The organism is Cyanobium sp. Tous-M-B4, from assembly GCF_024345395.1.
Classification (GTDB): Bacteria; Cyanobacteriota; Cyanobacteriia; order PCC-6307; family Cyanobiaceae; genus Cyanobium_A.
Window position 1 is genome coordinate 104,115 of sequence record NZ_JAGQBA010000007.1, and the last position, 16,350, is coordinate 120,464.

15 protein-coding genes and 1 tRNA gene are annotated in these 16,350 nt (G+C 62.3%); 12 read left to right on the forward strand and 4 right to left on the reverse strand.

Annotated elements, in window-relative coordinates:
- The first annotated feature begins 42 nt into the window (after window positions 1–42).
- From rplM to prfA, 4 genes are all read left to right on the forward strand, one after another.
- A complete protein-coding gene (rplM, locus tag KBY73_RS13775; protein ID WP_106632402.1) occupies window positions 43–495 on the forward strand; it encodes a 50S ribosomal protein L13 in 453 nt (150 codons plus the stop codon).
- Complete coding sequence (gene rpsI / locus KBY73_RS13780; protein ID WP_106632403.1) at window positions 492–893, forward strand: 30S ribosomal protein S9; 402 nt, start codon at window positions 492–494, stop codon at window positions 891–893. The genes rplM and rpsI overlap by 4 nt, the downstream gene beginning before the upstream one ends.
- A gap of 33 nt (window positions 894–926) precedes the next feature.
- Window positions 927–1,241 carry a 50S ribosomal protein L31 gene (rpmE, locus tag KBY73_RS13785; protein ID WP_254937638.1) on the forward strand — a complete coding sequence of 105 codons (315 nt, stop codon included), beginning with the start codon at window positions 927–929 and terminating at the stop codon, window positions 1,239–1,241.
- A 94-nt stretch (window positions 1,242–1,335) separates the two neighbouring features.
- Window positions 1,336–2,433: a peptide chain release factor 1 gene (gene prfA, locus KBY73_RS13790; RefSeq protein WP_254937675.1), complete on the forward strand. Its 1,098-nt coding sequence runs from the start codon at window positions 1,336–1,338 to the stop codon at window positions 2,431–2,433.
- Window positions 2,434–2,439: 6 nt separating this feature from the next.
- On the opposite strand, the gene KBY73_RS13795 is transcribed toward prfA, so the two are convergent.
- Window positions 2,440–2,940 (reverse strand): HNH endonuclease, encoded by a 501-nt coding sequence (locus tag KBY73_RS13795; protein WP_254937639.1) that lies wholly within the window; start codon window positions 2,938–2,940, stop codon window positions 2,440–2,442.
- A 50-nt stretch (window positions 2,941–2,990) separates the two neighbouring features.
- Between KBY73_RS13795 and alr the strand changes: the two genes are divergently transcribed.
- Together alr and KBY73_RS13805 are read left to right on the forward strand one after the other, a co-directional pair.
- A complete protein-coding gene (gene alr / locus KBY73_RS13800) occupies window positions 2,991–4,208 on the forward strand; it encodes an alanine racemase (RefSeq protein WP_254937640.1) in 1,218 nt (405 codons plus the stop codon).
- 19 nt (window positions 4,209–4,227) lie between these two features.
- Window positions 4,228–4,316: transfer RNA gene (locus tag KBY73_RS13805), tRNA-Ser, on the forward strand.
- Window positions 4,317–4,333: 17 nt separating this feature from the next.
- Here the strand turns inward: KBY73_RS13805 and KBY73_RS13810 are convergent.
- Entirely contained in the window at window positions 4,334–5,281 is a 948-nt protein-coding gene (locus tag KBY73_RS13810) for a serine hydrolase (protein WP_254937641.1), read from the reverse strand.
- Between the two features lie 32 nt (window positions 5,282–5,313).
- On the opposite strand from KBY73_RS13810, the gene KBY73_RS13815 reads away from it, so the two are divergent.
- From KBY73_RS13815 to KBY73_RS13830, 4 genes are all read left to right on the forward strand, one after another.
- Complete coding sequence (locus KBY73_RS13815) at window positions 5,314–6,090, forward strand: C40 family peptidase (protein WP_396097172.1); 777 nt, start codon at window positions 5,314–5,316, stop codon at window positions 6,088–6,090.
- 26 nt (window positions 6,091–6,116) lie between these two features.
- The gene (locus tag KBY73_RS13820; protein WP_254937642.1) at window positions 6,117–7,091 is read left to right on the forward strand and encodes a glycosyltransferase family 2 protein; all 975 of its coding nucleotides are present in this window, start codon (window positions 6,117–6,119) and stop codon (window positions 7,089–7,091) included.
- Window positions 7,092–7,194: 103 nt separating this feature from the next.
- Window positions 7,195–7,311 carry a photosystem I reaction center subunit VIII gene (locus tag KBY73_RS13825; RefSeq protein ID WP_106632445.1) on the forward strand — a complete coding sequence of 39 codons (117 nt, stop codon included), beginning with the start codon at window positions 7,195–7,197 and terminating at the stop codon, window positions 7,309–7,311.
- Between the two features lie 46 nt (window positions 7,312–7,357).
- Window positions 7,358–7,849 (forward strand): photosystem I reaction center subunit XI, encoded by a 492-nt coding sequence (locus KBY73_RS13830; protein WP_254937643.1) that lies wholly within the window; start codon window positions 7,358–7,360, stop codon window positions 7,847–7,849.
- Window positions 7,850–8,163: 314 nt separating this feature from the next.
- Here KBY73_RS13830 and psaB read toward each other — a convergent pair whose 3' ends face one another.
- Window positions 8,164–10,371 carry a photosystem I core protein PsaB gene (psaB, locus tag KBY73_RS13835; RefSeq protein WP_254937644.1) on the reverse strand — a complete coding sequence of 736 codons (2,208 nt, stop codon included), beginning with the start codon at window positions 10,369–10,371 and terminating at the stop codon, window positions 8,164–8,166.
- A 19-nt stretch (window positions 10,372–10,390) separates the two neighbouring features.
- Window positions 10,391–12,694, reverse strand: coding sequence for a photosystem I core protein PsaA (gene psaA / locus KBY73_RS13840; protein WP_254937645.1), 2,304 nt, complete (start codon window positions 12,692–12,694; stop codon window positions 10,391–10,393).
- A gap of 480 nt (window positions 12,695–13,174) precedes the next feature.
- Here psaA and KBY73_RS13845 point away from each other — a divergent pair, with 480 nt between their 5' ends.
- Window positions 13,175–14,518: a hypothetical protein gene (locus KBY73_RS13845; RefSeq protein WP_254937646.1), complete on the forward strand. Its 1,344-nt coding sequence runs from the start codon at window positions 13,175–13,177 to the stop codon at window positions 14,516–14,518.
- Window positions 14,515–16,350 (forward strand): precorrin-3B C(17)-methyltransferase, encoded by a 1,836-nt coding sequence (gene cobJ, locus KBY73_RS13850; protein WP_254937647.1) that lies wholly within the window; start codon window positions 14,515–14,517, stop codon window positions 16,348–16,350. The genes KBY73_RS13845 and cobJ overlap by 4 nt, the downstream gene beginning before the upstream one ends.

A 16,350-nucleotide genomic window follows, 5' to 3' on the forward strand; every position in this document is an offset into this window, starting at 1 on the left:
GTCCTGCCCCACTTCCGGCCTGCCGGTGCCTGATCAGGCGAAATGAACAAGACCCCCCTGCCCTCCATTGATTCCCTCGACCGCCAGTGGTATCTGGTGGATGCAGAGAATCAGACCCTCGGTCGCCTGGCGAGCGAAGTGGCCCAAGTGCTGCGCGGCAAGAACAAGCCCTGCTACACCCCCCACCTCGACACAGGCGACTTTGTCATCGTCATCAACGCCGATAAGGTGAAGGTGAGCGGTAACAAGTCGACCCAGAAGATTTACCGCCGCCACTCTGGCCGGCCCGGTGGCATGAAGACTGAAACCTTCGCCCACCTGCAAGCCCGGATCCCTGAGCGGATCGTGGAGAAGGCCATCAAAGGCATGCTTCCCCACAACGCCCTAGGTCGCCAGCTGTTCCGCAAGCTGAAGGTTTACAAGGGTACCGAGCATCCCCACGCTGCCCAACAACCCCAAGCCCTAGCCCTCGATCCCGCCACTGCCGCCCAATGAGCACTAACAAAGTCGTCTATTGGGGCACGGGTCGTCGTAAGACGGCAGTTGCCCGAGTGCGTGTGGTTCCTGGGAACGGCACCGTAACCATCAATGGTCGCCCTGGCGACAACTATCTCAACTACAACCCCGTTTATCTCGCAGCGGTCAAAGCTCCTTTGCAGACTCTCGGTCTGGCAACTGACTACGACCTGCTGGTGAATGTGCGTGGTGGTGGGCTTACCGGCCAAGCCGACGCCATTAAGCAGGGTGCAGCTCGTGCCCTTTGTGAATTGTCCCCAGACAACCGCAAGCCCCTTAAAACCGAAGGCCACCTCAGCCGCGACCCTCGCGCTAAGGAGCGTCGCAAGTACGGCCTGAAGAAAGCCCGTAAGGCACCTCAGTTCTCCAAGCGCTGATTTCTTCCCCCCGCCATCAGCTCCTTCCCCGTCATGCCCAAGGCCGAAATTCATCCCACCTGGTATCCCGATGCCAAGGTGATTTGCAACGGAGAGGTGGTTATGACCACCGGTTCCACCTCTCCCGAACTCCACGTAGATGTGTGGAGTGGCAACCACCCCTTCTATACCGGCACCCAAAAGATTCTCGACACCGAGGGCCGTGTAGACCGCTTCATGCGCAAGTACGGCATGGGTGGAGCAGATTCCCTCTCCAACGCCGCTGCCAAGCAGGAACCCAAGGCTGGAGCCTCGGCCGAAGCTGCAAGCCAAGTTGAGACCGAGGCCCCCGCTGCGGCCGAAGCCTGATCTCTGCAGGCCTGATTGAACCCCCCAGCCGGGTGCTTACGGGCACCCGGCTTTGTGTTGTCTGGTGCCCATGCGGGCTCCTCCTACCTCGCTGATGGATCCTTCCCTGCTGCATGAGCGCCTGGAGACGGCCCGCCGCACCTTCGAGACCCTGGAACGCCAGTTGGCAGATCCTGCTGTAGCGGCTAATCCCAGCCAGATGCAGGCCATCGCCAGAGAGAGAGCTCGCCTTGAGCCCTTGGTGCAGGACCACCTGAGCCTGCAAAAACTGCAGCAGGAAGAGCGCGAAGCTCGCGCCCTGCTGAAAGAACATCGGGGCGACCTCGCCATGGAGGAACTGGTCACCGAGGAGCTGGCAACCTTGGCGGAAGCCACGGCCAGCCTGCTCGACAAGCTCACGGTGGCCCTGCTGCCCCGAGACCCCCGCGACGAGCGCAGCGTGATGTTGGAGATCCGCGCCGGCGCCGGTGGCGATGAAGCGGCGATCTGGGCCGGCGATCTAGCCCGGATGTATGAGCGCTACGCCCAAGGGGTGGGCTGGCGGGTGGAACCTGTGAGCGCCTCCGAAGCCGAGCTCGGGGGCTACAAAGAACTAATCCTCGCCATCAAGGGGGATGGGGTTTTCAGCCAGCTGAAGTTCGAGGCCGGGGTGCATCGGGTGCAACGGGTGCCGGCCACCGAGTCCCAAGGCCGAGTGCACACCTCAACCGCCACGGTCGCCGTGATGCCGGAGGCCGATCCCGTGGAGGTTCAGATCGAACCCGGCGACATCGAAATCAGTACCGCCCGCTCCGGTGGCGCCGGCGGCCAAAACGTCAACAAAGTGGAAACGGCCGTAGACCTGCTGCACAAGCCCACCGGCATTCGGGTGTTCTGCACCCAGCAGCGCTCCCAGCTGCAGAACCGCGAGCGCGCCATGGAAATCCTGAGGGCCAAGCTCTATGAGCGCCAGCTAGCAGAAGCCAACGCCCAGGAGCGTTCCACCAGGCTGGCCCAGGTAGGCAGCGGCGACCGCAGCGAGAAAATCCGCACCTACAACTTCAAAGACAACCGCACCACCGACCACCGCCTAGGCCGCAACTTCGCGCTTGAGCCGGTTCTCAACGGCCAGCTCCACGACCTGATCAGTGCCTCAATCGCCGCCGATCAGAGCCGCCAGCTCGAAGAGCTGGCCCAACAGGTAGCCAGCTGAGCGCTCTTAGGACCCAATCACGTATTTGGCCCACTCGCCATGCTGACCAGAGGAGATCTGGCGACTGGCTTCAAAGCTGAAGCTGCCCAGGGGCCTATGGGGTGGACGCAGCAGGGGCATCGCGGCCTCCCGCGGCGTGCGGTTGCCCTTGCGAACATTGCAGGGCAGACAGGCTGTGGTGACGTTTTCCCAGGTATCCAGGCCTCCGCGGCTGCGCGGCACCACATGGTCGACAGAGAGATGCTCAGCGCTAGCCCCGCAGTACTGGCAGCGATGGCCATCGCGGTGAAACAGGTTGCGACGGGTCAGGGGCAACGGCTTGTAGGGCACCCGCACGAAATGACGCAGGCGGATCACCGTAGGTAGCAGGGTGTCTTCGCGAATCCTGCGAGCCGGGTCATGCTCAAGCCCCTCCGCCTTCCCCTTCAGCACCATCACCACCGCACGACGCCAGGTAGTGATGTTGAGGGGCTCGTAGGAGGCGTTTAGAACGAGAACGTGGCCCATGCCAGCACCCGTGATCGGCGGCATGCTAGTGGCAATCTTCGCTGTAATCCGTGACCCAGGCGACCGAGACCAGTTGGAGTGCCCCGGCCCATGAGGCCAGCCTGGCTCGGCAACGGGCCTGGGTAGAGGTAAGTACCGGCGCCATAAGTGCTAACGCCCGCAGCCTGAAACGCTGCATAGGCAATGGCACCGAGCTGATGGCTGTGGTCAAGGCCGACGGCTATGGCCATGGATCGATCCCCGTGGCCCGGGCCGCCATCGCTGGTGGAGCCAGTCAGTGCGGTGTCGCCACCCTGAGCGAAGGCATCGAGCTGCGCAGGGCCGGCATCGAAGCGCCCATCCTGGTGCTCGGCAACCTCACCCAGGTGGAGGAGCTGCGCAGCTGTCTGCACTGGCAGCTCATGCCCACCATCAGCGGCATGCGCGAAGCCCTGCTCTGCCAGAACCTCGCCAGCGGCCAAGGCCGCCCGATGGCCCTGCAGCTCAAGCTCGACACTGGCATGGCTCGGCTCGGGGCCGATTGGCAGGAGGGGCCCAGACTCGTGGCCGCGATCACGGAACTGGAAGCCGTGCAGTTGGCCGGTCTCTATTCCCATCTCGCCAGTGCCGATGCATCAGCGGATGCCGATGACGGGCTAACCGATCAACAGCAGCGGCTGTTCGAGACGGTGCTGCAGGCCCTAGAGCACCAGCGCCTGCAGGCTGGCATCCGCCACCTGGCCAACTCGGCCGGCACCCTGCGCAGCCCAGGGCTGCACTACGACCTAGTGCGAGTCGGCCTGGCGCTATACGGGCACAGCCCGGCGGCCCACCTGACTTCTGTCACACCCCTGCAGGGAGCGATGACCCTGCACGCCCGCGTCAGCCTGATTCGGGAGGTCGGCAGCGGGGTGGGGGTGAGCTACGGCCATCGCTTCCGCACCAGCCGCCCCAGCCGCCTGGCCGTTGTTGGCATTGGCTACGCCGATGGCGTGCCCCGCCAGCTCTCCAACCAGCTGGAAGTGCTGTTTGCAGGCCAACGTCTGCCCCAAGTGGGAGCCATCACCATGGACCAACTGGTGCTCGATGCCACCGACTGCCCTGGACTGGAGGTGGGGTCGGTGGTGACTCTGCTGGGCAAGGAGGGAAGCGAACAAATCACCCCCACCGACTGGAGCGATCGCTGCCAGACCATCCCCTGGGAAATCCTCTGCGGCTTTAAGCACCGCCTGCCGCGACTCACCGCCGCCCAGGCCGCCTGGGAAGCCCCAGGCGATAGGGCTCACTGATAAAGTCAGCAAGCCCCCTGGAGAGGTGGCTGAGTGGTTGAAAGCGGCTCCCTGCTAAGGAGTTACAGGAGGCAACTCTTGTCGAGGGTTCGAATCCCTCCCTCTCCGTTGTTAAGTCCGAATGCTTATTTACGGCTGGCTGCGGCCAGCCGGGTAGCTATCTCGGGTAAGAGCTTGGGATCTTGGGCGCAGACCTTGCCCTCGGAAAAAATCACCAGTAGGAAGGGCAGCGCTTTTGGCGTAGAGCCCTCAGCTGACGGCTCCACGTAGGCAGCATCGTGCCGGGCCTGGCTCATCCAGCCCGCCTTGCTCCAGAGGCGAGAGCCAAGAGGCAAACCCTCACCAATGAAGCCATCCACCTGGTTTTCTGGATCCGCAAGCCTCTGGGTTGGATCCAGGCTGCGCGCCAGCAGAGCTGCCATCCGAGCACAAGCCGGTGGCGAGACCAGGGCCGACGCCAGCACGGCCTGCAACAGACGGGCTACCGCATCGGTACTGAGGCGATTGCGGTTTTCAAGCTCACTGCCGTAAAAGTCCCGCTCCCGCCCGTAGGGACCATCTCCCCAGGTTTTTTGGCAAGCATTACAGCCCTGCAGCTCCGGCCAGCCAAGCTCGCTCAGCCAGCCATTGACAAGCTGACGCTGCTCCAGCCAGCGGGCCATGCGCTCGGGGGGCAGAGAAGGGCCGCTAGTGGTGCCACTAAGCAAATCAACCACCAGGGAGGTGGCGTCGTTGCTCGAATCCCGAATCATGTCTGAGAGGGCACGCCGCAGCTCGGGCGTATCCGCAAGCAAATCAGCCTGGCGCCAGGCCTCGGCCGCCACCAAGTACACCAGCTTCACCACGCTGGCTGGGTAGCGAGGACGATCCCCAGCCCAGCTCGCCCCCTGCACCGGCTGGGCCCAGAACTGATCGGGATCCAGATCGGCAGCTCGGCCAACCAAGGGCTGGTCGTAGCGAAGCCAGGTAATGGAGAGGTGCTGGGCTAAACCAGGCCGCCCCTCTAGCTCTAGAGCCCGCACCAGATCGGCCAGGATCTGAGCCATCGCTGGATCGGGGCTGTAAAAAGCCATCACCGCCGGCCAACGTTGTGGCGAGATTAGCTGTGCTGACAGTGAACACCATCAACCCTGCCCAGCTGGCTGCCGGCACCCCAGCCGCGCCGGAATGGCTCCTCGCCGGCACGAACTGGCAGCTCACTGGCAGCGTCAACCTCTACAGCCAGGCCCGCGGTGAGGGGCTAGCCAGCCAGGCCTGGCCTGGACGCCACCTACAAATCCTGTCCAGTCCTGCAGCAACGGGGCCAGGAATGCGGCTGCGGGTACGACTGCTCGACGATGGCTACCCAGGCTGGCTTGAGCCCGATGCCCTGCTGGGGCGAGCAGTGGCGTGCTCCCCGCCCCAGCCGCAACTCCTGCAGCGCTGCAGCATTGCCCGCAGGCTGGAGCAGGTGCTGAGCTTCGCCCAGGCCGCCCAGCGTGTAGCCAACACCTACCTGTGGGGCGGCAGCCTGGGCCCCAACTACGACTGCTCCGGTCTGGTGCAGCGGGCCTATGCCAGCGCTGGCATCTGGATTCCACGCGATGCCTACCTACAGGAGCGGTTCTGTCAGCCAGTCGCGGTGCACCCGGGCCAGGTGCAGTTGCTGGAGCCTGGCGACCTCATCTTTTTTGGCACACCCCAGCGTTGCAGCCACGTGGGGCTGCACCTAGGTGGCGGCCGCTACTTACACAGCTCCGGCATCGCCCACGGCCGCAACGGCATCGGCATCGACGACCTGGCGCCCCAAAACCCAGACCCGGTGGCACGCCACTACCGACTGGAACTGCGGGGAGCGGGGCGGGTAATGCACAGCCATAACGGCAGTCCCCTACCCACCTAGGGTCAACGCCAAGGGCTGACAAAGACATGCAGCAAACGGGGGAAGGCCAGGCAGAGCTTTCCGTAGTGGTGCCCCTCTACAACGAGGAGGAGAGCCTGCCCCAGTTGGTGGAGCAGTTGCTGGCGGCACTGCGACCGCTGCAGCTGGGCTTTGAGTTGGTGCTGGTAGACGACGGATCCCTGGACGGCACAGCGAAGGTGCTCAGCCAGCTGGCCGCCACGGTCCCGGAGCTGGTGGCCGTGCTGCTGCGCCGCAACTACGGCCAGACGGCGGCAATGGCTGCCGGCTTTGACGCCAGCGGCGGGGCGGTGATCGTGACCCTCGATGGCGATCTGCAGAACGACCCAGCCGATATCCCCCTACTGCTATCTGAGCTCGACCAAGGCTTCGACCTGGTGAGTGGCTGGCGCCACCAGCGCCAGGATGCGGCCATGCAACGGCTGCTGCCGAGCCGCATCGCCAACAGCCTGATTGCCCGGGTAACTGGGGTACGACTCCACGACTACGGCTGCTCTCTGAAGGCTTATCGGCGCGAGGTGGTGAGTGATCTCAACCTGTACGGCGAACTACACCGCTTCCTGCCTGCCCTGGCCTTCATCGAAGGTGCCCGGATCAGCGAGGTGAAAGTAAACCACCATCCCCGTCGTTATGGGGAGAGCAAATACGGACTCGACCGCACCTTCCGGGTGTTGATGGACCTGCTGACGGTCTGGTTCATGAAGCGCTTTCTAACCAGGCCGATGCACGTCTTCGGCTTCGGCGGCCTGGCCGCCATGGGCGCAGGGCTCCTGATCGGCCTCTGGCTTGTAGGCGAGAAACTGCTGTTTGGCGCAGACATTGGCGATCGCCCCCTGCTGCTGATGGCCCTACTGAGTTTTCTGACAGGGGTGCAGCTCTTCTGCTTTGGCCTGCTGGCCGAACTGCAGATGCGCACGTACCACGAAAGCCAGGGACGACCGATCTACCGGGTGCGCGGCATCGTGCGCGGATCCGGCGGCTGAGGGGCGTGGCAAAGGGATTGAATTTTTATGTCGCACTTGCCGACCCCGCAGGCTGCCTCGGGAGGTCTTCGTACAGTATTAACGGTTGCTATTGGCCCGCGCCATGACTGGAGAATTTGCTGCCGCTTGGTTGCCCTCGGTGTTAGTCCCACTTGTTGGAATCCTCGGCCCAGCCGTGGCCATGGCCCTGCTTTTCAACGTAATCGAAGCCCGCGACTGAGCACGACCCAAGCCGTCGCTCAGCCTCACCGCCTACCCCCGCCACCATGACCGTGACCCCCGTGGCCGACCCCTGCGTCGGCAATCTGGCAACCCCCGTCAACAGCAGCTATTTCAGCCGGGCCTTCATAAACGCCCTGCCCGCCTACCGCCCGTCCCTATCTCCGAACCGTCGTGGTTTGGAAGTGGGCATGGCCCATGGCTTCTTTCTTTACGGACCCTTCGCCGTCTGTGGGCCCCTGCGGCTCACCGAGTACGCCAGCACCGCTGGTTTACTCGCCAGCATTGGACTGGTGTCGATCTTGACCGTATGTCTCTCGATCTACGGCACCGCTGGCAACGGACCCAACATCCAACCGGCTGACGCCACCATCGACAACCCGCCCGCAGACCTGTTCACCAAGGCTGGCTGGGCAGAATTCGCCAGTGGTTTCTGGCTTGGTGGCTGCGGTGGCGCCGCCTTTGCCTGGTTCCTGGCCGGCACCGCGATCGTTGCCCCGCTGGTCAACATCGCCGGCGGCGTCTGGAGCGTCAACTGAATCCCAAGCGGTTTTCCAATCCCCTGCAAGCTCCGCCAAGGCGGGGCTTTTTTATTGGGTGTTTTTATTGAACCTTTATTGGGCTTTTGATTGGGATGATCTTGTATAGGGCAGCTCGATAGACAGTGACTGCTAGGCCACAAGCCAAGCTCTTGGGAGCAAAGCTCTCACCCTTGGGGGAAAGAGCCGGCGCTGGGCAATGTTGGGCAGTAGTGATCAGTGATGGGCAAGATAACCAACTACCAATGGACAATAAAAAACCCCAGCCTGCGCCGGGGTTAATTCGTCCCTCGAGGGAATCAAGTAGGCCGCGATTAGCCGAACTTACCCGAGGTAGAAGCAATCAGGAAAGCTGCATACGTGAGTATGTAGCCGATAGTGAAGTGAGCAAGACCCACAACACGAGCCTGGACGATCGAAAGAGCGACAGGCTTATCGCGCCAGCCAACGAGGTTGGCGAGCGGGGTGCGCTGATGAGCCCAGACGATGGTCTCGATGAGTTCCTGCCAGTAGCCGCGCCAGGAGATCAGGAACATGAAACCGGTGGCCCAAACCAGGTGACCAAACAGGAACATCCAAGACCAGACGGCAAGGTTGTTGCTGCCAAACGGGTTGTAACCGTTGATCAGCTGAGAGGAGTTAAGCCACAGGTAGTCGCGGAACCAACCCATTAGATAGGTGCTGGATTCGTTGAACTGAGCCACGTTGCCCTGCCAGATGGCGAGGTGCTTCCAGTGCCAGTAGAAGGTGACCCAACCGACGGTATTCAGGGCCCAGAAGACGCTCAGATAGAAAGAGTCCCAGGCACTGATGTCGCAGGTACCACCACGGCCGGGGCCGTCGCAGGGGAAGGAATAGCCGAAGTCCTTTTTGTCGGGCATCAGCTTGGAACCCCGGGCATCCAGGGCACCCTTCACCAGGATCAGAGTCGTGGTGTGCAGACCAAGCGCAATGGCGTGGTGAACAAGGAAATCACCCGGACCGATCTGCAGGAAGAGGTCGTTGCCACCATTGATGGCGTCGATCCAACCGGGCAGATAAACCGCACTAGCGGTGCTAGCTGCGGATGCGGAATTGGATAGCAGCACATCCATGCCGTACATCGCCTTGCCGGAAGCGGCCTGAACGAATTGGGCAAAGACGGGCTCAACCAAGATCTGCTTCTCGGGAGTACCAAATGCCACGACCACGTCGTTGTGGACGTAGAGACCCAGGGTGTGGAAGCCAAGGAACAGGGAGACCCAGCTCAAGTGGCTGATTAGGGCTTCCTTGTGCTCGAGCATCCGGGCCAACACGTTGTCTTTGTTGGCTTCCGGGTCGTAGTCGCGGATGAAGAAGATCGCACCGTGGGCGAAGGCACCGCACATCAGGAAGATGGCGATGTATTGGTGGTGGGTATAAAGCGCAGCCTGCGTTGTGTAGTCCTTAGCGATAAACGCGTAGGACGGCATCGCATACATGTGCTGGGCCACCAGGCTGGTGACCACACCCAGAGCTGCCAAAGCCAGACCAAGCTGGAAGTGGAGCGAGTTATTGATCGTGTCGTAGAGGCCCTTGTGGCCAGCGCCGAGGTCACCAGGGGTGCCCTTGGGTGGGTTGTGGGCTTCCAGAATCTCGCGAATCGAGTGGCCGATACCGAAGTTTGTCCGGTACATGTGGCCAGCGATCACAAAGATGCAACCGATCGCCAGGTGGTGGTGGGCAATGTCCGTGAGCCAAAGAGCTTCTGTTTGGGGGTGGAAGCCACCCAGGAAGGTAAGGATCGCGGTGCCAGAACCCTCAGCAGTTCCGAACTGTTGATAGACGGTGTCAGGGTTCTGGGCGTACACGCCCCAGTTGCCGGTGAAGAACGGAGCCAAACCAGCGGGGTGAGGCAGCACTGAGAGGAAGTTGTCCCACCCAACGTGCTGACCACGGGCCTCAGGGATAGCCACGTGAACCAGGTGACCGGTCCAAGCAATCGAGCTGAAACCAAACAGAACCGCCAAGTGGTGGTTTAGGCGGGATTCAGCATTCTTGAACCAGGCCAGGGAAGGCCGGAACTTGGGCTGAAGGTGGAGCCAGCCTGCGAACAGCGCCCAAGCAGACAGGATCATCATGAAGATGGAACCCTGATAAAGCTCAGCGTTGGTTTTCATCCCGATCGTGTACCACCAGTGGTACAGACCCGAATAAGCAATGTTCACAGGGGAGGTAGCACCAGCCTGGGTAAAGGCGGCGATAGCTCCCTGGCCGAAGTGGGGATCCCAGATCGCGTGAGCGATGGGACGCACATGCAGAGGATCGGCGACCCACTGCTCAAAGTTGCCCTGCCAGGCGATATGGAACAGGTTGCCCGAAACCCAGAGGCCAATGATGGCCAGGTGACCGAAATGGGTGGAGAACAGCTTTTGGTAAAGCCGCTCCTCGGTCATGCCGTCGTGGCTCTCGAAATCGTGAGCCGTGGCAATGCCGTACCAAATCCGGCGGGTTGTCGGGTCCTGTGCCAGACCCTGGCTGAACGAAGGAAATTTCGTTGCCATTGGGAGAGGTCAGAAAAGGTCAGCCGACCGCGACGATGCGGGCCAGGAAGAATGCCCAGGTTGTTGCAATACCGCCCAGCAAATAGTGAGCGACACCGACAGCACGGCCCTGGGTAATGGAAAGCGCCCGCGGTTGGATGGCGGGTGCAACCCTCAGCTTGTTGTGAGCCCAGACGATGGACTCGATCAGCTCTTGCCAGTAGCCGCGGCCACTGAACAGGAACATCAGGCTGAAGGCCCAGATGAAGTGGGCTCCAAGGAACATCAAGCCGTAAGCACTGGAACTCGAGCCGTAGCTGTTGATCACCTGTGCGGCTTGAGCCCAGAGGAAGTCCCGCAGCCAACCATTAATAGTGATGGCGCTTTGGGCAAAGTTGCCGTTGGTGATGTGCTGGACGCTGCCATCAGCGTTGACGGTGCCCCACACGTCGCTCTGCATCTTCCAGGAGAAGTGGAAAATGACGATCGACAGGGAGTTGTACATCCAGAACAGGCCAAGGAACACATGGTCCCAAGCCGACACCTGGCAGGTACCGCCACGGCCAGGGCCGTCGCAGGGGAAGCGGAAGCCAAGATTCGCCTTGTCAGGAACGAGGCGGGAGCTACGCGCATACAACACGCCCTTCAGCAGGATCAGCACGGTGACGTGGATCGTGAAGGCGTGGATGTGGTGGACCATGAAGTCGGCCGTTCCCAAAGGAATCGGACCGGCGGCCACCTTGCCGCCCACCGCTACAACGGTGCCGTTGAACACTTCGCTCACACCCGCGAGGGCGTTGGGCGCAGTGCCACCTGCAGCAGCAGCATGCAGACCCTGAATCCACTGCGCAAAGACAGGCTTCAGGGCAATGGCGGAGTCGCTGAACATGTCTTGGGGACGCCCCAAGGCACGCATCGTGTCGTTGTGGATGTAAAGGCCAAAGCTGTGGAAGCCGAGCCAGATGCACACCCAGTTGAGGTGGCTGATCAGGGCATCACGAGCTTTAAGTACCCGGTCCAGCACGTTATCGACGTGCTTGGCGGGGTCGTAATCGCGAATCATCGCGATAGCGGCGTGCGCACCAGCACCCACAACTAAGAAACCACCGATCCACATGTGATGGGTGAAGATCGACAGCTGGGTGGGGTAATCAATCCCGATATAGGGATAGGGAGGCATCGCATACATGTGCTGGGCCACGATGATGCTCAGAGAGCCGAGCATCGCCAGGTTCACAGCCAGTTGGGCGTGCCAGCTGGTGGTCATGAACTCGAAGAGTCCGTCATGACCATTGGGAGCGGGGAACAGCAGGGGATCGCCCTTCTGGCCCTGGAGAATCTCCTTGATGCTGTGACCAATGCCCCAGTTGGTGCGATACATGTGGCCAGCCACGATGAACAACACCGCGATCGCCAAGTGGTGATGTGCGATGTCGGTCATCCAGAGGCTGCCGGTCACAGGATTCAACCCACCTTTAAAGGTGAGGAAATCGCTATAAGCGGCCCAGTTGCCCGTGAAGAAGGCTGAAACGCCAGCCCCGAAACCGGGGAATATCTGGGCGATCACGTCCTGGTTCAGGAACTCGTGGGGCAGGGGAATGTCGGCGTAAGTGGCGATGGTTTTGCCATTGAGCGCCAGCGGCTGGCCGGCGTCGATGGCGTCCATCAGCGCGGTGGTGGGCAGGGACACATGCAGCAGGTGTCCTGTCCAGGAGAGAGATCCCAGACCGAGCAGGCCGGCCAGATGGTGGTTGAGCATCGACTCAACGTTCTGGAACCACTCGAGCTTGGGAGCCGCCTTGTGGTAATGGAAGACGCCGGCATTGAGCATCAAGCCGGCCATCACCAACGCACCGATGGCCAGGGCCATCAGCTGGGTTTCATTGGTGATGCCCCAGGCCCTCCAGACATGGAAGAGGCCGGAGGTGATCTGAATGCCGTGGAACCCGGCACCCATGTCTCCATTGAGAATTTCCTGGCCGAAAATGGGCCACACCACCTGCGCCGAAGGCTTTACGTGCAGGGGATCGGTCAACCAACCGGTGTAGTTGGAGAAGCGCGCTCCATGGAAGAAGGCGCCACTCAGCCAGATAAAGATGACGGCCAAATGGCCGAAGTGAGCCGAAAAGATCTTGCGAGAGACCTCTTCAAGGTCACTCGTGTGACTGTCGAAATCGTGAGCATTGGCGTGGAGGTTCCAAACCCAGGTGGTGGTTTTGGGACCTTTGGCAAGGCTGCGATCGAAATGGCCGGGCTTGCCGAACAATTCGAAGGTGGCCGGAACTGGGTTCCGGTCGACCATGGCCTTCGCCTTTTCCCCACGCTCTGGTGGGCTGATGGTCATCGAGACGTTCCTCGAGGGACGGGATCGAGGTGGTGGGTCCACCCCTGCAGCAGGCCGGAGAGCCTGCCGTTGGGCCCCATGAACGATCGGCGGCCGAGGCCTCCGATCGTTCATGGGCACCAGCCGGGAAGGGGGTCCACGAAAACGCAAAACCGCTTGCCACAACTGGAGCTTTGGGCCCCAATTAGGGGACCGCTCGCCGAAGTATAGGGGTCGTTTCCGAGAGGTTTTGACTAGCAGTTACAAAGGTTCAATCCCGGCGCTTCCCAGGCCAGCACAGGGCTTTACAGAACAGAAAGAATCATCAACTTCAACCATCTTGCGGGAGATTTTTTATTACTTAGAGAGCGTCAAAAACAGCCGTCTGCCGCATCCCGTTTCCCCGGGGTGGCACCGGCCAGCAGAATGCATCCACTACAAGCTGAGCAACCCAGAGTGGGCGCAGGCAGCGCAACCCATCCAGCCCTCCCGTGTCGCCCCATGCGATGGCGTCAGAGACTGCTAGCGGTCCTGCTAGTGGCAGTGTTGATGTTGTTGGCAGGCTGCAATCGAGTAGCCGCTAGCCGCAGCAGCGGCCTAGCCCCAGCTCCTCTTCCAGTCCAAGGGCCAAGTGGCCGCTTGCAGGAAGTTGCGCCACCTGCCGCCGTACAACAAGTTCAAGCGGCCCTCGCCGAACGCCAGCCCCAGGTAACGATCCAGATCCCGCGAAATGGCAGCGATCTGCCAGGCGGGCCGGTCAAGTTGCAAGTGGAGGTTCGTGATTGGCCTTTAGTTGATGCGGGAGGGCTCGGGCTGGGGCCTCACCTGGTGGTGCAAGTTGATGACCTACCGCCCCAACGCCTCACCGCTTCACGCTCTGGACAATTCCCAACTCGTCTGGACGCCGAACTTCCGCCCCTGGGCCCGGGCAGCCATCGCCTTACCGCCTATGCGGCCAAACCCTGGGGGGAAGTGGTGAAAAGTCCAGGCGCCTGGGACCAGGTGCGGGTAAACCGGGTGGCCGCCAATCCGCTGGCCACTCCCCAGCTGGGCACACCCCAATTGATCGGCGTAAGCACAGCAGATCTGGCCGCTCGCGAACCGGTGCTGCTCGACTGGCTGTTAATAGACGCTCCCCTCCAGGGCCTGCGCGACAACGACGGCAGCTGGCGCCTGCGGGTGACGGTCAACGGGGACAGTTTTTTGGTGGATCAGAACTCGCCTCTGTGGCTCAAGGGCTGGCACAGCGGCAGCAACAGCGTGCTGATGGAGCTGGTTGATGGCCGCGGCGCCCCCCTTAACCCCCCTTTCAACACCTTGGTGAACGAGGTGACGATTAATAGTTCCTTGCCCACGCCCAGTTGGCAGCGGGGGCGCCTGGATGCCAGCGAGTTAGCCCAGCTGCTGGGAGAGCAGCCTGCAACGCCGGCGGCTCCAGAACCAGAACCTGAACCAGTCCCAGAGGCACCAGTAGTAGCAATAGAAATCAATCCGCCGCCGGTCAGCGAGCCCCAAAGCGTGGCTGAACCGTTGCCCGCAACTGAGCCCCAATCCCCACTTGAACCGGAAGCTTCGCCGGAACCAGAATCGCCAGCCGAACCCGAGCCCCTGCCTGAGCCGGAACAACTGCCTGAGCTGGAGCCCGCTGTTGAAGCTGAGTTAGCCGAACCTGCGCAGCAAGATGCCCCACCAGCGGCCGCCAGCTCTACGGCCCCCACTGATCGGATCAGCACCTCCACCAGCCTGGGGGGGTCGGCCCGCAGCCAGCTAAATCCAGATGGTTCCCTGCTCAAGCCCAAGGCGCCCGGTCCCCTGGCCGGGCTGCGTCAGAAGCTAGGTACGTGACTTCACCAAACAACCGCCCCGAGCAGGCCGCGCCGCGCGCCCGCCGCTGGGGCCTGGGCTTCAGCCCTGCCAGCGCCCCCGTGCTGGACCAGCTCCTTCAGGCCGGCCTGATCGACTCCCAGGTGGGACCTGACGACCAGCACGCCGCAGGGGATTGCTTAATTGAGCAGTGGTCAACGGCCAGCGGCTTTGTAGTCGTTGGTGCCTGTGGCCTTGTGACCAGGCTGATTGCGCCGCTGCTCGGGAATAAAACGAGCGATCCTGCCGTGGTGGTGGTGGATCCCCAGGGTCGGTTCGCCATTCCCCTGCTAGGCGGGCACGCGGCCGGGGCCGAGCGACTGAGCCACCAGATTGCCGCCTGCCTGGGCGGCCAGGCTGTGCTCACCGGGGCAACGGCTGCAGCAGGCTTACTGAGCCTCGACAGCTTCGGCAAAGACTGGGGTTGGCAGCGGGGGCAGGGCGATTGGAGCGCCCTGATGCGTAAGGCAGCCCATGTGGATCAACCGCTGCGGCTGGAAGCTCACCACGGCAGCCGCCGCTGGCTAGAGCTCGAGGCCGCCACCTGCCTGCTAGAGCGCGCTGGTGACTCTGGCAGTGGCTCTGGCGAGAACCCAGAGGCAGATCTGGTCGTAGATATCCACACCGGCGCTGGCTGCCGCTGGCATCCGCCGAGCCTTTGGCTTGGTATGGGCTGTGAACGCAACACCAGCCTGAGCCTGCTGGAGCGCTTGCTGGAACAGACCCTGGGCGACCAGCAATTGGCACCTGAATCCGTAGCTGGTTTGGCAAGCATCGACCGCAAGGCCGATGAGCCGGCCCTGCTTGCTCTAGCAGCTAAAAGAGGCTGGCCAGTGCGCTGGTTTGGGGCCGATTCCCTAGCTGCAGTGCCAGTACCCACCCCATCGGCGGCCGTGGCCCAAGAAATGGGCACCGCCAGCGTGGCCGAGGCCGCAGCCCTGCTGGCAGCTGGCCCCGCAGCCCAATTGCTGCAAACCAAGCGCATCGAGCATGCCAACCCAGGCGAGCTCGGGGCAGCCACCCTGGCAGTGGCTCTGGCAGAGAGTCAATGGGCTCCCGAGCGGGGCCAGCTACATCTAGTGGGCAGTGGCCCGGGCAGCCTGGAGCTGCTCACTGCGGATGCCCGCCGCGCCCTAGCGGAAGCCACGGTGTGGGTGGGCTACGGCCTCTACCTCGACCTGCTTGAACCGCTGCGGCGACCTGATCAGCTGCGCTGGAACGGCCAACTCACCGAGGAACGGGCCCGCTGCGCCCTGGCCCTGGAATTAGCGAGCCAGGGGCTGAATGTGGCCCTGGTCTCTTCTGGCGACAGCGGCATCTACGCCATGGCCGGCCTGGCCCTGGAGCTTTGGCTGGCCAGCCCAGCCGATGGCCGGCCCAGCTTCAGCGTGCATCCGGGCATCTCGGCCCTGCAACTCGCCGCTGCAAGGGCCGGAGCTCCCTTGATGCATGATTTCTGCACCATCAGCCTCAGCGACCGACTCACCCCTTGGGAAGTGATCGAAAAGCGGCTGCAAGCAGCGGCTGCGGGAGACTTTGTAGTAGCCCTCTACAACCCCCGCTCCCTTGGCCGCGACTGGCAACTGGCCCGAGCCAGGGAGCTGCTGCTGGAGGGCCGGCCGGCCTCAACACCGGTAGCCCTGGCCCGCCAACTAGGGCGAGCCGATGAGGCCGTCAGCCTGCATAGCCTTGGCGAATTACCGGTGGAGCAAGTGGACATGCTGACCCTGGTGCTGATTGGCAATAGCAGCAGCTACGCCAAAGACGGACGCATGGTGACCCCCAGGGGTTACCCGGGAGCCGAGCTCAGCTGA

Coding starts and splice junctions, on each gene's coding strand:
- rpmE (WP_254937638.1), top strand. CDS start 927: ATGCCCAAGGCCGAAATTCATCCCACCTGGTATCCCGATGCCAAGGTG.
- KBY73_RS13830 (WP_254937643.1), top strand. CDS start 7,358: ATGACCGTGACCCCCGTGGCCGACCCCTGCGTCGGCAATCTGGCAACC.
- psaA (WP_254937645.1), bottom strand. CDS start 12,694: ATGACCATCAGCCCACCAGAGCGTGGGGAAAAGGCGAAGGCCATGGTC.
- rpsI (WP_106632403.1), top strand. CDS start 492: ATGAGCACTAACAAAGTCGTCTATTGGGGCACGGGTCGTCGTAAGACG.
- KBY73_RS13845 (WP_254937646.1), top strand. CDS start 13,175: ATGCGATGGCGTCAGAGACTGCTAGCGGTCCTGCTAGTGGCAGTGTTG.
- KBY73_RS13810 (WP_254937641.1), bottom strand. CDS start 5,281: ATGGCTTTTTACAGCCCCGATCCAGCGATGGCTCAGATCCTGGCCGAT.
- KBY73_RS13825 (WP_106632445.1), top strand. CDS start 7,195: ATGACTGGAGAATTTGCTGCCGCTTGGTTGCCCTCGGTGTTAGTCCCA.
- prfA (WP_254937675.1), top strand. CDS start 1,336: ATGGATCCTTCCCTGCTGCATGAGCGCCTGGAGACGGCCCGCCGCACC.
- KBY73_RS13795 (WP_254937639.1), bottom strand. CDS start 2,940: ATGGGCCACGTTCTCGTTCTAAACGCCTCCTACGAGCCCCTCAACATC.
- rplM (WP_106632402.1), top strand. CDS start 43: ATGAACAAGACCCCCCTGCCCTCCATTGATTCCCTCGACCGCCAGTGG.
- psaB (WP_254937644.1), bottom strand. CDS start 10,371: ATGGCAACGAAATTTCCTTCGTTCAGCCAGGGTCTGGCACAGGACCCG.
- KBY73_RS13820 (WP_254937642.1), top strand. CDS start 6,117: ATGCAGCAAACGGGGGAAGGCCAGGCAGAGCTTTCCGTAGTGGTGCCC.